This window comes from Lentimicrobium sp. L6 (assembly GCF_013166655.1).
In the GTDB taxonomy this organism is placed as follows: Bacteria; Bacteroidota; Bacteroidia; order Bacteroidales; family UBA12170; genus UBA12170.
This window is the reverse complement of sequence record NZ_JABKCA010000091.1, coordinates 1-17,191: the sequence shown is the minus strand read 5'-3', so window position 1 is coordinate 17,191 and position 17,191 is coordinate 1. Positions and strand designations below refer to the sequence as shown.

At 33.2% G+C, this 17,191-nt stretch carries 10 protein-coding genes; 1 reads left to right on the top strand and 9 read right to left on the bottom strand.

Features of this window, described 5'->3' with window-relative positions; genetic code table 11:
- Nucleotides 1-1,261 precede the first annotated feature (1,261 nt).
- From HNS38_RS17835 to HNS38_RS17810, 6 genes are all read right to left on the bottom strand, one after another.
- Nucleotides 1,262-1,498 (bottom strand): hypothetical protein, encoded by a 237-nt coding sequence (locus HNS38_RS17835; RefSeq protein ID WP_172284957.1) that lies wholly within the window; start codon nucleotides 1,496-1,498, stop codon nucleotides 1,262-1,264.
- A gap of 132 nt (nucleotides 1,499-1,630) precedes the next feature.
- Nucleotides 1,631-4,381: a LamG-like jellyroll fold domain-containing protein gene (locus HNS38_RS17830; protein ID WP_172346837.1), complete on the bottom strand. Its 2,751-nt coding sequence runs from the start codon at nucleotides 4,379-4,381 to the stop codon at nucleotides 1,631-1,633.
- A gap of 76 nt (nucleotides 4,382-4,457) precedes the next feature.
- Nucleotides 4,458-4,703: a hypothetical protein gene (locus HNS38_RS17825; protein WP_172284534.1), complete on the bottom strand. Its 246-nt coding sequence runs from the start codon at nucleotides 4,701-4,703 to the stop codon at nucleotides 4,458-4,460.
- Between the two features lie 175 nt (nucleotides 4,704-4,878).
- Entirely contained in the window at nucleotides 4,879-7,785 is a 2,907-nt protein-coding gene (locus HNS38_RS17820; RefSeq protein ID WP_172284537.1) for a LamG-like jellyroll fold domain-containing protein, read from the bottom strand.
- 185 nt (nucleotides 7,786-7,970) lie between these two features.
- Nucleotides 7,971-8,762, bottom strand: a complete 792-nt coding sequence (locus HNS38_RS17815) for a hypothetical protein (protein WP_172346836.1) — start codon at nucleotides 8,760-8,762, stop codon at nucleotides 7,971-7,973.
- 634 nt (nucleotides 8,763-9,396) lie between these two features.
- Nucleotides 9,397-9,828, bottom strand: a complete 432-nt coding sequence (locus tag HNS38_RS17810; protein ID WP_371823819.1) for a transposase — start codon at nucleotides 9,826-9,828, stop codon at nucleotides 9,397-9,399.
- A 128-nt stretch (nucleotides 9,829-9,956) separates the two neighbouring features.
- Between HNS38_RS17810 and HNS38_RS17805 the strand changes: the two genes are divergently transcribed.
- Complete coding sequence (locus HNS38_RS17805) at nucleotides 9,957-10,364, top strand: hypothetical protein (protein WP_172346835.1); 408 nt, start codon at nucleotides 9,957-9,959, stop codon at nucleotides 10,362-10,364.
- A gap of 413 nt (nucleotides 10,365-10,777) precedes the next feature.
- Here the strand turns inward: HNS38_RS17805 and HNS38_RS17800 are convergent, their stop codons facing one another.
- The 3 genes from HNS38_RS17800 to HNS38_RS17790 all read right to left on the bottom strand — a co-directional run bounded on the left by HNS38_RS17800 (nucleotide 10,778) and on the right by HNS38_RS17790 (nucleotide 16,736).
- A complete protein-coding gene (locus HNS38_RS17800; RefSeq protein ID WP_172346834.1) occupies nucleotides 10,778-11,158 on the bottom strand; it encodes an HU family DNA-binding protein in 381 nt (126 codons plus the stop codon).
- 1,325 nt (nucleotides 11,159-12,483) lie between these two features.
- Nucleotides 12,484-14,532: an ATP-binding protein gene (locus HNS38_RS17795; protein WP_172284722.1), complete on the bottom strand. Its 2,049-nt coding sequence runs from the start codon at nucleotides 14,530-14,532 to the stop codon at nucleotides 12,484-12,486.
- Nucleotides 14,533-14,795: 263 nt separating this feature from the next.
- On the bottom strand, nucleotides 14,796-16,736 hold the full coding sequence (locus HNS38_RS17790; protein ID WP_172346833.1) for a PAS domain-containing protein: 1,941 nt from the start codon (nucleotides 16,734-16,736) through the stop codon (nucleotides 14,796-14,798).
- Between the last annotated feature and the right edge of the window lie 455 nt (nucleotides 16,737-17,191).

Here is a 17,191-nt window from a genome sequence, read left to right as displayed (position 1 = left end):
TTTGCATTCTTTTGAAAACTCTAAGTTTTTCATCTTTAAAAATTTTAATTATTAATTATTGAAGGTATTCGAAGCTCCTCAGCTATTTATTTAATCATTGTTTTATTGATGATTAAGGCGCCATTTATGTGCTATTCAATCATAAGAGCCTCCTTTCTTTTTCTTGGATGTTTTTGAATAGTCGAAAATTCTTCAATAGCATCGCCCTCTTTAAATTTGGATATAATGATTTTGTATAAATCCATGAATTGGGATTTATGGTTGGGGAGTTTCGAATAAAGAATTGTGGGGAGATAAGGTATGTGAATGGTCTTTTTAGACCAACATTCGAGAGGAGATGATTGGGGTCAATCTCAGTAAGGAAATTCGTATAAATATGATTTCCTAAATTAAAAGGTGTTGTGCTATGCTTTGTAGTATGATGTCTAGAATCAGGTCTGTATAAAGTGTTCATATATTATTATTTTATTTCTATTGCTGTTTACTCTGTCTTGCTTTTTCATAATGTCTAGTTTTATTTGATTTTTACTTGGTAAAATTACGAAGACTAAAACAAAGAGTCAATAGCTTCAAACAGAGTAAAAACGAACCTTTGTCTGTTGAAAAAAATATATAGACACTGAAAACACTTGTAAATACTATTATTCAAGAGGATGATACTTGAAAAACAGCAGAATTGTTGAAAACTTATACTATTATTATATGTAAGTAATTGATAATCAGCAATAGGAGTTTGTTATTGTATTGAAATTAAGTTATTTGTGCTAAATATGTTTATTGTTGATAAGTTTATTGCATTTGTTTAAGAACCTTAATATCAGATTAATACAGTGGTTTTTTATTGTTCTTTTAAAATTGACACGCTAATGTTGATAAAAAAGAATAGTTTTATTTGGTATAATAATTGGTAATATAGTCTATCTGCCTTTATATCAGTCAAATACATATTGGTCTGAAAATGCTGTATTTTTATGTTTTCTAGAGAAATGAGTAAAATAATCAATTGAAAATCAGATTTTCTGCATTGATATTGTCATATTTTGAGGTTTTTATGCATAAAGTTGATTCAAAATGAAGTGGTGATACCTGAATTTTGGTTTCAAGTTTAGGTTAAATTTATGAAATAATTTTCGAAAACTAAATGGTTTATAGGATTTTAAAGCTTGTGTAGATGATTATTTAGTTTGTAAAGCTTTCCATGCTTTCAAATATTTTTGAGGAGGCATAATAAAAACCGACCCAAAGGCCGGTTTTTATAGAATTACTCTTCAATTTTATTATCAGGTACCTGATTTTTCCATTTAGCATAGCCATAAGCACCAGCTGTAAATAATAGGATAACAATACCACTCCCTACAGGAGCACCACCCCCAACAGGAGTATTTCCTCCACTGGGTGTTCCTTGCCCATTATTAGGTGGAGGAGGAGTTTGAGCAAAAGCAAAAGCGGTGAATATGATAAATGCTGCTGTAATGGATATTTTCTTTATGTTTTTCATTGTTCTTTGGTTTTTTGCTTTTTCGATTTCCCCGCCCCCAATGGGGAGCGAAAAAGCAAGATTCTAATAATCATAATATTTCATCTGTCCACCCCTTGGGGATGGGGAAAAGACAGATGAATCATATATCTTTTATAAAATGACTTTGTTGGTTTGGTTTTTACTCTCTCCAATCAATTGAACTAAATAAGTACCTTTTAAATGGCTCAAATTAATATTCTGTAGTTCTGATTGATTTAAGCTACTTGAATAAACCACTCGTCCCACTAAATCAAATATTTGTATAGACTGAAATGCCATAGGGGAGGTCTGTCGAATATAAACTCGACCATTAGAACTATATACTTGTGCTTCTTGTTCAACGAGTTCTTCAGTTGCGGTAGCCTTAAGATGCAGTATGAAACGCTCCTCTGAATCTTCCATATTCCAATCGAATTCATAAGCACCTTGGCTTAAGTCGTGGATGGTGTTTAGTTTGGTGTCTTCTAATTCAACACTTGCAATGCCATCAGTTTCTAACATGCCAATAGAATATTTACCATTTGCTGTATTTTGAAATCCTAATTGAACAATTTCGGTTTCTGGACGAATATCAATAGATAACTTATCAATATTTGATAGTGAATAGATTTGAGATAAGTTTTCTGTATTGCTTAGAATTTTATAAGCGTCTTTATCCATTTCAAATTCATCTGAGCTCTCTTCTTTAAAGGCAATGACTAGTTTGTCTTTATATCCATTAGATTGTGTATAAACTATTATACCATTTTCAATAGTTTGTATAGCTTTCTCAAAACCATCAGCTCCATCATGAGTTCTCATAGAGTTTGTTAAAGTAAATGTTCCAGAACTACTAGGTAATACGAAGAAACCTTGACATGGTGCAGCATATCTGGAGCCTAAACCAAATCCTCCTGTAGCAGGATAAGCTACATAAGCTGTTCCATTCCATGTATACTTTGCACCGTAGCCACTCACTAAATCCCAATCAATAGAAGAAGGGTAGGGGTTTCCTACAGCATTTGCTTTATTATAGCTTCCTCCAGAACCAGATGTGGTAAGGCTAATGCTTTGATCTCCATCGTTAGGATCTCCAGTAAAGCTATAGGAAGCTTTTGCATGAGTTCCAAAGAAACCATAGGCTGTAACAGGTGTGAGTGTGGTATTCTCATCATCTATTTGCTCCCATAGCCCTGTAGATTCGTTCCAGTTTTGTAAATAATCTCCAAAGAAGAGATTAGCTGTGGTATTATTATTTGGGGGGGATATTAAATGCCATTTACTGTCGTTAGTAAGTGATTTTTTTAATATGAAATCTCCGATAATATAAAGATTTCCAGAGTTGATGAATGATGCTCCATCATTTAAGCTTAGACTTGCTCCAGGCTCAATAAGCAAATCATTACAATTCGCAGTAGATGATACTACTGGATTGGTGTTCTGATTACTAATACCCACATTATCTGTAGGACTTGGTAGACTTCCAAGACTCCAGTTTGTGGCTGTTTCCCAGGATGTTGAATTGGTATTTAACCAAGAGTTAAAAGCGGTTGAAGTCACAGACTCATCTCCATCACCACCTATAATACCATCATTTCCATTACCTGATAAGTCAACCACAACATTGCCATCTAGCTTATAATAAGCTACTAAGTTATCTTCATTTCCAGTAAGTGTTTTCAACATATTCTGCTGAATCTCTGATTGGCTACGAATATCATTCCAAATTCTCACTTCGTCTATAATTCCATCAGATAAATTTCTCGAGCCTCCTTGTGAAGAACCAATGGATGAATTAGAAACTGGATTTATAGGATCTGATTGTCCAGTGTCTGAATAAACCAATTCTCCATCCAGATATACAATTGGATCACTATTGCTATCTAGAATCAAAACGACATGATGCCAACCTGTTCCAATATTTGTTCCAGTAGGTATCCAACGACTTTGATCGAATAAGATTAGAATTTGGTTTCCATTATTATCCCATTCAGAATTTCCCACTCCCATTCCGTAACCAAAATTATGATTTCCAATATGAACAAAAGCACCTTTTTGGCTGGTAGAATTCAGATTTATCCAACATTCAAGAGTAACCGACGTTGTTCCTAATCCAAAAATTGAAGAGATTGAAACATAGTCATCTGTATTAAACCGCATGGCCTTTTTAGGACCAAAAAACGCAACAGATGGAATGCCATGGTCAGTAAAGTTGATTCCAGCGCTTAGTGTTCCATCATTATTATTTGATGTTTCATCACTCAGAATTTGTCCGCTTGTTTCATTAAATTTATAGTAACCAACCAGATTAGCTTCATCTGCTGGTACTAATTCTTTATACATATCAGCTCTTATTTCTGCTTCAGCTCTATCAATATTCCATAGGCGAACTTCATCCATAGTGCCATTTGATAAATTTCTGCCACCCCCACCAGAGCCAATATATACTGTGTTTGCTGGAGATACAGCATTAAATCCATTTTTTGTATAAACCAATTTGCCGTCAAGAAATGCTCTTGCAGTTGAAAAAGCATCTATAGTAAATGCTATATGATGCCAACCTGTTCCTATATTGACTCCAGTGGGAAACCAATTAATTTCATTATATATGATAATAAGTTCATTTCCATCTGAATCCCATGTGCCATTGCCAACACCAATACCATAACCGCTAGATCCATTACCTACATTAATAAAAGCTCCCTTTTCACTAACAGACGGAATGTTTACCCAACATTCAACAGTTACATTTATGGTTCCTAATCCCATATTAGAATTGATCATTAGTTCATCTAAACTAAGGGTTAAGGCATTATTTTGGGCATTTGTAAATTGAAATGGTATGATTAAAAAAATAATCAAATAGTAGAATAATTTTTTCATAGGTGCTTTGGTTTTGAGAAATTAATATCAATAATCTTGCACTAAGATAAGAATTATTTTGCTGAATTTCAATATTTTATTTGCTGTCAAAATATAATCCTTTATTAGTTTGTTGGTTTTTATAGTGCCTTACGATGGCATATGAAATAGAAATTGTGATAAGAATAGCAATATCATTTCCAATAGGTGCCCCACCACCAACAGGAGTAGTTCCTCCAGAACTGGTATTGTCATTATTTGGTGGAGGAGGAGTTTGAGCAAAAAGAGTACTCATAGCGAATACTAAAATGATAATTCCGATGTATTTCTTTATGTTTTTCATTGTTTATTTTTTATTTTTATTTCTTGTTTGGTTTCGGATGTTGGATGTCCGATGACAGATGTTTGGTGTTACTTCCAACTTTAGGCTTTCGGCTTCGGACTTCAGGGCTGCAATCCTTTCGCTCTGCTCAAGGCGTGCATCCCTTTACTTCCGGCTTCCGGCTTCCGACTTCCCACTATTCCAATATCACTTTTTCCACTTGTGTTCCACTACCCGAAATCAATTGCACCAAATAAGCTCCCTGCAAATGACTCAAGTCAAAACTTTGCAGATTTTGATGAGATAGCTGGTTTTGATATAAAAGCCTTCCAGCCAAATCATAGATCATAATCTCTTCAAATTTGTCCGCTTCATCCATTCTCACATAAACTTGTCCATTGTCTGAATATACTTGTGCTTCTTGTTCAACAAATTCTTGAGTTCCGGTAGCCTTAAGATGCAGTATGAAACGCTCCTCTGAATCACTTGTTAACCAATCAAAGCTATAAGCTCCTTTACTTAGGTCGTAGAAGAGGTTTAGTTTGGTGTCTTCTAGTTCAATACTATTTATTCCATTTATTTCTTTTAGGGATAGAGTATAGAAGCCGTTTTCGCTATTGGAAAATCCTAGTTGTATCGTTTCAGTATAAGGTCTTTTATCAATGGCAAGCTTACCGTCGATGCTATAAGACCAGATTTGCGATACACCATTTCCAGAGGATAGGAATTTCCAAGAATCATCGATTAAATTAAAACCATCATTTGCATTTTCATCAAATAGCAATTTAAACTCATCTTCGAATTCACCATAAGAAGCGGTTAATAATAATCCGTTTTGTATGTCTTGTGAGTTTTTATAAAAAGTTCCTCCATGTGTACGATTGGAATTTTGAAGGGAGAAACTGCTTCCATCATTCAGAGTACATATAAAGAAGCCTTGCATAGGAGGAATAGCTGAAGCGGTATTTTCGATATAATCATCTGCAACAGGGTTGTAAATATATGCTGTTCCATAATTTCCTTGAAGTTGTGACCAGTCAATAGCTGATGGGTAGGGATTTCCTACCAGATTGGTACCATCATGGATTGCATCAGGATCAGGATTATTATGATAGGATAGCGTGAAGGGAATTGTCCCAGTATTAGGTGTTCCAGAAAAAGTATGGGTAGTTTCACCATCATCTGACCAAAAACCATAGCCTTGAACAGGAATTAGTGCCATGTCGGTTACTTCTACATCATACCACCAAACATCTTCTTCACTCCAGTATTGTAAGTAATCCCCATCAAACATGCCGCTCACTGCATTTGAAACAGGAGAGGAGATCATATGCCATTGCCCATTGGAGATAGTTCTTTGGGCATTGAATGTTCCTCCATCATTTGTAACAGTTCCTGCAGTTTTCAAAGAACCTCCAGAAGCAAGTGTTAAAGTAGCACCTGAACTGATGGTTAAATTGTTACAATCAGCTCCATCACCTGAGGCTATTACAGGAAAATTAGTAATACCAACGGATGGAATCGTAACATTATTTGAAGAAGTGGGAACTGCAGCAAGACTCCAATTGCCGGGAGTATTCCAATCAGTGCCCTCTGAACCATCCCAGGTAATATCCGCATAATCTGTTGTAAAGCTTATTTCAGAGCCATAAGCTGGCCCTTCACTATTTGTTGCGTAGGCTCTTACATAATAAGTTGTATTTGGGCTCAGTCCTGTAATAGAGGAGGTAAATGTGCCGGTTCCACTGCCATTGGTTGTTTTAGGATCGCTTGTGGTAGGTGACCCGGTTGTATTCCAGCATACACCGCGCGCTGTAATCGTACTGCCACCATCAGCAGTAACATTACCACCACCAGTGGCTGTTGTTGGTGTAATATTGCTTATGGAAGAAGTTGTTACTGTGGCTGGGTCATTGTCTCTGCCGATGGTGTAATAATATCCATTTGTTGGTGTTACATTTTCAAAGGTGATATCGTCACCACTAACAGAAATTCCTGAACTTACGGATGTAAAGGGGCCGCTACTACTACTTGAGCTCAACAATTTATAATCATCTGCTTCAAGTTGGGTATTGTCGAGTAAAGGTGCAAAATTATCGCATTGAAATAGAAAATTGATTGCATCGTCTGCTTCAGAGTTAAAATACCACACTTGGTTTGCCCGAAGCTCTACACCTGTAGGACAGCCGCTACTTGTAGTTCCATTTTGGTTATTATTTGCAAAACTATAAGATTCTAAACGATCCAAAGTTCCACTGTAATCTTTGAGGCTTAAACCGTCACTTGTGATACTCCAATTTGTGCCCGTATTATACCAAAGGGCTTCTGCTACTTCAAAGCAGGACGAATTGTAAATTATTACAGGAGCACCGTAGGTGTTTGATGATGAAGATCTAGAGGTAAAATTGTAATTGTTGCTTGACAGATCATTCACACTGGAGCCAGGTGAAATAGTAGAATTCATATCCAACCAACATACAAGATTACCAGGATTGGTTCCATCAGCAATATCCCTGTGCATATAATCATTTATTTCAGTTTCACTCCTGGCATCATTCCAAATTCTTGCTTCGTCGATACGTCCATTAAAATATTTTCCCGTATTATTGTCATCGTAATAATAGCCGCCGATAGTTGGTTTGGGAATGTAACTGCTATAGTAATCAGGGCTAAAATCATTATTTCCTGAGGATGATGATGAGCTTGCAATGCCATTTATATACAAGACTACTGAGGAAGAATTATTAATAACTGCAGCTACATGTGTCCATTCATTTGTCGGTATTGCAGCGGTTGATGTTTTTGTGTTAGTACCAGATGAATTATATACAATGAGTTGCAATTTACCTTGACCAATACTAAATCTATAACCTCTTGCAGGTGAAGTGTAGTCTAGTGTAGTGTAGGCAATGATGTCATTATCTCCACTAGTTGTTGTAGGGTAAATCCAAGCTTCCAAAGTATATTGAGTGGTTACTTCAAATGCGTTGCCCGTTGCAAGATTTCCGTTATAAGTCAGATAAGCTGATGCCGAATTATTTGTTTGCGCAAAACTCGGTGTGATTAATACTGCTGTTAAAATAAAAAGTACTGTTTTTTTCATACTATTTGGTTTTAATAATTGTTCGAATAAATGATATCTTGCTTTAAATTGGCTGTTAATTAACAAATATAGAAAGGGCTAAGTACTTAAACAAAAATAGTACCTTAATAAAAACTGAACAAAGGGGGGGCAGATAGTTTTTGATTATAATTAACTGAACAAAAACTGAACAAAGGGTAAATTGGCTAAATTTTGGATAAAATTGAGGATAGATTGTCTGACTTTGCCAGATTCATTTTTTTACGCAAGCGGTAGCGAGCAACATCAACACTATCTTTTGTATTTTGTGTTAATAGCGATATTTCTTTGGATGACATACCAAGTTTAATAAATGCTGCTATTTTTTTATCGGCAGGAGAAAGCTTAGGGTATAAAATAGTAATGTTTTTGTAAAAATTTTGATGAACTTCATTAAACCTAATTTGAAACTCTTCCCAATGTTTTGAGTTTTGCGAAGTTGATATTTGCGATAAAAGGCTGTTTAATTCCACGACACTTTTTTCATCGATAACATTTACTAAAGAATCAATTATAGCAGATAATCTATTTCTTACTTCTGCGTTTTGTGCAACTACAATGGCATTGCTTGCCAACTCTCTATTTTTATGGTTTATGTTTTCTTGAAGTCGTAATGCTTTTTCGTTTATTAAATTAGCTTCTTGTTTAAGCATTTCTTGTTTTCCAGAATTAACTTGCAGGGTTAGTTTGTGGTTTTCGTTTATGGATTTCCAAAACCTATCTCTAAAAAAGTATATCCCAAAAGAAAAACCTGCCATTGTAAGAGTTAAAAATACTGCATTATTGCTTACATAGCTGGCTTGATCCATCACCGAAAGGTATATTATAGTCCCTGAGTACATTACATTGATAATTATAAAATTAATATTATGTAATACAAATCCTGTAAGGGTTATGAATATAGCTACTAAAAAACTATCGCGTAATATATTAAACTGCCAATCGGCAATTAGGCTCATTTGCAAACTGATGTTTGTGGTAAATATGTTGATAATTACTATATAGACAAGTATGAATAATGCAATTTTGAAATTTATTTTATTAAGGATAAAAAGAACAAACGAAATGAGGATTATTATAAGGGTAATAATGTTGATTATGAATAGAGTATGTAGATTGCTATTAAAATAATAAATAGTATCAATAAAAACTCCGAGAAATGCAAAAAGGAAACCAACTTTTATTGATGAGCTTACAGGGTGAGCTAGTATTTTATTAACTATTCCAGAAAATTGTTCTTTTATGTTAATTGTCATGTTACAAAAATAGAAAAAGTTAGCTAAGATTATCACTTAGGTTCTGTCGCATTAATCCAAACAATTTCCAAAACCAAATATAATGAAATAGTATACAGCTAAAGAATAAAATGTTTTAAAAGCTTAGACTTGGTTTTTCCTATCTGATTCTTTCTAATGATACTTACGGTTTCTATTCCTGCTAGTTTCTTTGGGCGGATTCAAATTCTTTAAACCCAGTATTGATGGCTATTTGTCTCTTGATATTTCGATAGCTTAAGGTAAAACTTAATTTGGAATAAACTTCCTGAGGAATAATCATTCTGGGATATCGGTGGTGCTTGAAAATTAATTGTATTTATCTATCCCAGAAAAAATTGGAATTATAATCTACCATTTGGTTTTCTTTGATGAGTTCCTCAAATTCATGTTTAAAACAGGTTTCCTTATGGTGTTCTTTTTGGTTTTCGATATAGCTTATCACTATTTCTACTTTGTTATATTGTATAGAAAAAGCTCCATATCCTATTTGCCAAGTAAATTTAATGATTCCATGTTCTTTCATCCATTTGGATGTTGATTTTTTTACTTCTTCCATGACTTTAGCAAGTGCGTGGTTTTTAGATAGCTTAAAGAGTATGTGGATATGGTCGGGTACTGAGTTTATTTTTATAGCTGGACTATTCATGTTTTTGAAAATACCAGCCATATAGGAGTGAAGTTTTTCTTCTATTTCTGGCTTAATGGTATTTACTCGGCCTGTGGTGCCGAATATTGCATGAACGTAGATTTGAGCTAGTTATTGCCTCCTGATACTTTGTTTTAGTGGATTTTATTGTACGAGCCATACAGGCTCGGGGTTACGTTTTGTTTGGAGCCCTTTGGCTCTACTTGGGACGGTGCCCCAAGTTTTAGCTTTTGAGCCCTTCAGACTTTGTATGGAAATGCAGATTGCTGCGTTTGTTGTTAGGCCTTCTAGGCTTTGTTTTGCTTCGGATGGAGGGCATGAAGAATGCCCTCAACATCATAGTTGGGAGAGTGTCCCAAGTTGAGGTTTTTGAGCCCTTCAGGCTCTATCTGGAAATGCACATTGCTGCGTTTATTGTTAGGTCTTCTAGGCTTTGTTTTGCTTTGGAAGGAAAGCATGAGGAATACCCTCACATAGTCGGGAGAGTGCCCCAAGTTGAGGTTTATGAGCCCTTCAGGCTCTATCAGGGTAGGATAGAAAGCAGGCTGAAAGCCTGCAACATCAAAGCAAGGAGCAAAGCTCCTTGCTTTGAACACAAGATAAAGCACCAGCCTGAAGGGCTGAGAGAAAACAATTAAGGAGAATTATATAGAATATCAGAAATATAGCCTTGAGTTCCCCATAAAAATCAACATGACCCATTAAATCTTCTTAAAAGGTAAAGAGAGGGTGTATTTTGTTGAAAAACCATAAATATTGTTGAAAAAAAGAAAAGAGTAAAAAATGATATGGCGTATAACAAAAGGAAATATATTAGAAAGGCCGAGCTGTAAACTAGGATAATCATTCATTTTGAAGGATGTAAAGAAATAAAGCAGTCATTTTTAATTGGTCAGCTGCGTTTTGCAAACGATGCTGTGCTTTTTTTAGAAGTAAAACTGCAATTTTTAAGAGGAAGGCTGCGTTTTGATGGGGCAAAATGTTAAATTCTTGAAGTCACAAAAAAAATGGAGTAAGTTTGTTACTCCATTTTTACAAAAATAAATATCAATTATTGCACTTTTTGATATTTTAGTAAAGCAAAGGATTTAAGGAATAAAGGGTCAGGTCGAAAATGAACCTTTGTTCCTTTTATCATATTATCGTGGAACTCTTCCTCAGTAGGAGCTCCTTCCGAATGAACCGTGAGTCGGTAAGTTCCAAAATCCCTTAATTTTACAATATGTCCGCGAGATAAATTCTTCGGAATATTCTTTAAAAGAGATTCAAGTACTCCCAATACATCGGAGGTTCCTAAGGATACTTCCTCTGCTATTTGTTCTGCAATTTCACGAACATCAACTGTTCTGCTTGATTTTGCTATTGCATAATACTTACGTGCCTCCTCTATATCTCGAGGATTCACTTTTTGTCTAACACTGTAATTTACCATGATTTTTGAATTTTAAAAATTAATAATGTGTTGTTCTTTGACAACTTGATTTTGCATTCTTTTGAAAACTCTAAGTTTTTCATCTTTAAAAATTTTAATTATTAAATACTGAAGGTATTCGAAGCTCCTCAGCTTTTTTAGGTGTTAATTATGGGTGTTTATAAACTAATAATGCATAAAGGCCTCCTCTCTTTTTTATATGTATAAATGAAATCATCATGAATAATGGCGAGCCTATTCATTCTGAGACATAGTGCTTCACTTTGAATCCATTGAATTGGGTTCATCACTATTTTAAGTATGTTGTTTTTCGGGGATTTTATAGGGGATGATCTTAATTGATTAAGATCGGAACACAGGCACAGACGATAGGGGAGCGTCTGGTGTGAAAAGAAAACAAATGGTTCTTTTGCTAAAAGGTTGATATCAATTAATGCTTGTTTATTTTGTTGGTCATGTTTGTATGAACTTTTCATGATATAATATTTTTAATTTAAGTCTTCTTAATCTGTTATTGTTTCTCTTTTTCATAATACTTAGTTTATTGTTTAATTTCTCATGGTAAAATTACGAAGACTAATTGAGTTTGTCAAGAGGTGGTATGGATATGAAAATTGACATTTATACCATTTAAAAACCATATCGATTGATATAAATCGTTTCTATTTCTCTTTCTTTTCAAAAGAAATAATTTCCATAGCTATGGCTATGCAAAGAATTTATTTCTCAATTAAGAAAAAAATAAATCAATTTATTTATCCATCATACGGATATTTAAATGGTATTAGATGTTGATAAAAAATACTAAATACCTGTAATGCTAGTGTTTACTGTTGCTGAGAACAGGATGAACTATTAAAAACATCTTATTGTTAACAAAAAAATCTATTTGTGATATTTTTTGCTGTTATATGCTGATAATCAGGTGTAAATATTGTTATTTGCTTGGTTTCCAAAGAAAAGACTCCGATTTTCAGGTAATATTGGAGGTTTGTATTAATGGGTTGATATTTAGTGTTTTATAGTTTGGTTGGTGTTTTGTTTAAGTTTTATATTGTGATATGTTGATAAAAATGACTAAGTATTTTGGTATAGTAATTGAATAAGTTTTTAAATCATCAGTAAATCAGATATATACGGGTTTTTATTGAAAGCTGAAATTTTCCTCATTTCTTTAAGATTTTGCACTTATGTTAATTAAATATTAGCCAATTTATACTAATTATGTCCTGCTTTAATGGGTAATGTTATTAAAACGAACAAAATACAAGGGTGATATAATATCAATTATAGAGTGCTCTGAATAACCGATTTGCCATCTATTCCTATGGCAGAGGTATTGAAACAAAGAATTTTGAACCTTGATCTACTTCTGAATCAAACCAAATGCTTCCATTCAGCATTTCAACATATGACTTCACAATGAATAAACCCAAACCAGAACCTTCGTAGTTTCTTGAATCTTTTAGTTCTGCTTGTTCAAATTTATTAAAGATGGCTTTTTTTCTATTATTTGGGATACCAATTCCACTGTCTGTGCAAATTATTAATAAGGATTCTGACTCTAATTTTAACTCTAAATCAATAGATCCATATTTGGTGAATTTAATAGCATTTAAAAGAATATTATTTATAATTGATGATATTTTCTGTTCATCAGATTCTATGATAAATCTTTCATATTTACCATAGGTTTCAAAAGAAAGGTTTAGGCCTTTTTCTTCACATTTTGGTTTATGTTGATATATGATATGGCTAGCAAGGTCTATTATATTTATTGTTCTTTGGTTCACTATAATTTCTCCACTTTCTATTTTAGATGCCTCTACAATGTCATTTACGGTGTTTAGAAGTCTTTCACTACCATTTTTAATCAATTTGATAAATTCTTTTTGCTCCTCCAAGGGCAAATCAGGCTCCTGAAGCATATCTGTTAATCCTGCTATACCGTTCATTGGCGTTCTAATTTCATGACTGAGGTTGGTTAAAAAGACTGATTTTAAATGATTAGACTCCTCCGCTTTTCGTTTTGCTTCTATCAATTCTTTTTTCTTATTTCTTTGGTCTAGAAAAGTGACCATTCCATCGAGTAATAACGATAGCTGATGAACATCTGCTTGCATATAATCTTCATTTTTGTTGGCAACAGATGCTATAGCTGTAATTTTTTGGTTCTTAAAAGCAGGAACACTCAAATAATTCTTTATGTCCACATGTCCACTAGGAATACCTTTTTTATTTTCTAGGTTTTTTGAATAATCATTAATGATGGTTGGTTTTTTAGAACGAATGACATCTGCCCAAATTCCAGCTTCTACAGTATTGAACGACATGTTTATTTCCTCCATATTACAGTTATTCATCACGGTTTTAGACCATTTAAAAATTTGGGCTTCGGTTTCTTCATCATTTACAAATGCCAAAAAGCCAATGTTGCTGTTGGTTAACTCTATTGCTTTTTTTAAGGTAAAATCATGAATATCTTCAAATGAATTATTGGTCATATTTCCTAATTCAACCAGAGTTTCTAAACGTAATTCATTAAGCTTTCTTTCTTGGTTATACTTAGTTTCACCAGAAATATCATAGCCAATATTGATAACATTGCCCTCGGTATCTTTATAACTGGCCCATCGTGATGGTATTTTAAGTCCAAATTTTGTATTGGGATTATAATAATTGAATCCGGTAGAAGTGGTATTAAACATGGTGTCTTTAACTTCTTGATAGACTTTTTTATCTTGATATAATAGACTTAGCGGGTGGTCTGAATTATTTAATTCGTCCATAGTCCAACCAAAACCATATTCACATGCTTTATTCCATAAAATACATTTACCATTTTTATCAAAAGCATCAATAAAAACGGGGGCATTTTCAAAAATAGTTCTGAACCTATTTTCACTTAATGCTAATTTTCTTTCAGCTATTTTATTATCAGTTACATCAAAAAACTTAACTGCGAGTTGGTTCTGAGCAATTTTGTAAGCAAAAACTTCATAGGCACCCTTTATTTCATTTTGTTCATAGTCAATTTGAGAATTAAAAAAGGGTTCTCCTGTTTTAATCACATTTTTATAGGCCTCTGGAATATTTGTTTCTTTTAAACCAGGAAATGCTTCTTCAATGCTTTTTCCCGTATAATCATTTAGATTTATATTTAATATTTTGCTAGCAGATTCATTATGGCTTTTAAAAATAAGTTGGTCGTTTTCATCCAATGAATAAAGAATAACACCTAGAGGGGAGGCTTCTATGATATGGTGATACATATCATAATAGGTTGCTGCTCGCTCTTCTTGAAGCTTTAGTTTTGCCTTTAATTCTTGAATTTCTTGTTTCAATTCCTTATGATGGAAAAGGTTAATCTTCATATTAATATCTTAAATTGTTCAAGGATTAAAAATACATAAAGGTTGGATATAACAAACAACTATCAGTTAATGATCATGATATAATTTATTTTTGTTACCATTTAAGCATTATTTGTAAATTTCTAATTGTTTTTTATTGGTCTCATATTTAGTTAAAACTATGTCCTTCATTGTATCTCACTTTAGCTTCTAAAAACATATAATCACAAATCTATCAGGCTACGTAGCAAGAATGGTTCATGAATGAATTTCCATCGAACAAGTTATTTTGTATTAATTGGAAGTGATACATAAAAAATAGAACCTTTGCCCACTTCAGATTCTAACCAAATTTTACCCTTTAGCATTTCCACATATGATTTCACAATGGTTAGGCCCAGACCTGAACCTTCAATGGCTTTAGATTCTTTTGTATCTGCTTGTTCAAATCTATTAAAAACGGCTTTTTGTTTGTGTTTTGGAATACCAAAGCCTGTATCTTTACAATAGAATATAATCTCTTGATTAGAGACTTGAATACCTGTTTCTATAAAACCTCTATCGGTGTATTTTATGGCATTTTTAATCAGATTGGTAACGATAGAATCTAACTTTGTTTGATCTGTATTGATAAATATCTGCTCAGTTTTAATTTGGTTTTTAATATGAATCTCTATTCCTTTTTTATGGCATTCTGGTTTGAAAAATGTAACCAGATTATCAAGTAACTGAACCAGGTCAAATTCTGATTTACTAATACTTATTGCTCCACTTTCTATCTTCGATATCTCAACAATATCATTTACAGTATGCAATAATTTTATACTGCTACTTTGTATGATATTTATAAAACTTTGTTGCTCATCTTTTTCGATATCAGGTTCTTGTAATAATTGAACGAAACCTAAAATACCATTCATTGGGGTCCTTATTTCATGACTCATATTGGCTAAGAAGGCGGTTTTTAATTTGTCAGATTCCTCTGCTTTTTCTTTTGCTTTTACTAATTCTATTTCTTTCTTTTTCCTGGAACTAACATTTTCTACAACAACAAGTATTCTGTTTACTTTTTCATCTTCATCATATAGAGGAACCGTTTTATAGTGTTGATATTGATTATTAATAAACAACTCAAAATTTCTTTCGTTTCCTTTAAAGGTTTCTTTATAATATTTGGCAACAATGTCGGCTTTTTCACCAAAAACTTGTTCTAATGTTAAACCTATAAAGTCTTGAGGGTTGAGCTTAAGCTTTTTAAATTCTTGCCCTGAAGAAAAGCCAATACTCAAATCTTTTTCAATAATAGATACATATGAATTGGGATAGTTTTCAGCTATTTTTTCCAAAAGCATTTTGTTTTCAATGGCATTATCCTTAATTTTAGTTTCCTCAGTAATATCCTTAAAAACGCAATAGGTTTGTTTGAAGCTACCATCAGGATGGTTACCTGTACATCCTTCAAGAGAAATATCCAAATAATGACCTTTTTGATGTTTAATTCTAAAATGAACATTGTTTACATAGCCTCTTTTTTTTAAGATAGGGAAGTTTTTTCTGAAAAGGTTTTTCCAATCTGGATGTAAAAAATCTTCAAACTTTTTTCCAATAACTTCTTCTCTATTATACCCTAGCGTTTTTAACCAAGTAGGATTCACATCAATAATGTTTCCGTGGGCATCAAGTGATTGATAGGAGAGAGGAGCATTGTCATAAAGAGATTTGTATTTCTGTTCATTTTCTGCCAATTTAAACAAAACATCTTTTTGTTCTGTAATATCCTGAAAAACCCCTATAATCTTAATGATTTGATTATTGTCATCAAACAAATAATTTGCTGTAGACTTACAATATCTTAAAGAACCATCTTTAGGGATAAATCTAAATTCGAGAGAGCAGGGAGATTTTGATGAAATATTTTCTTCAATGGTGTTTTTTACCAAATCAACATCATCTTTGTAAATATGAGAATAGAAAAGCTCAAATGTTGGAGATGTTACCACTTCTTGATAACCCATTAGTTTACAATAGTTATCGGACCAAATCTGTGTATTGTTGATTAAGTCAATCTCCCAGGTACCCATATTATTATCTATCTGGGTATTATTACTAATTATTTCAGAATGCCTCAATGCCTGTTGAAGTTGACTGAGCTGTTGCTTTAATTGCTGATTTTGTTCGATTAGTTCTTGTGTAGATAAATTCTTAACATTCTTCTCTTGCTCCATAATGATTGTTTTTTATATCCCCCTGTAAAAGTTTACAATTTAATAATTTTCTATTAAAAATGCAAATTTCATCAAGTAAAATCTAAGCATTATTGACGAACAGAACTGTGGTTAAATCCTATTTTGATGCGTTATGCAAATTTTTTCATACCAAAAATGCTACCAATTCATCCTTTTTCATGGAAAAAAGGAAGCAAAAAGCCATCCCAAACAATTGCCTACCCTCCTCTTATAGAATATTGATTTGTCTAACAAAGTAGAAAACTAATGACCTAATAATCTAACCACCCTAACTGATTTAAAACTATCATTTCTATTTCAAACATTCTCGATGTCATTATTTTAAAAGCCAAGGCCTTTTGCTGACAAATCAAATATTCTATAATTCATCGCATGAGCCGGCCTAAGTTTGGGAAAGGCCTGCCCTCTGTCTTCGAAAATATATTACGGCTTAA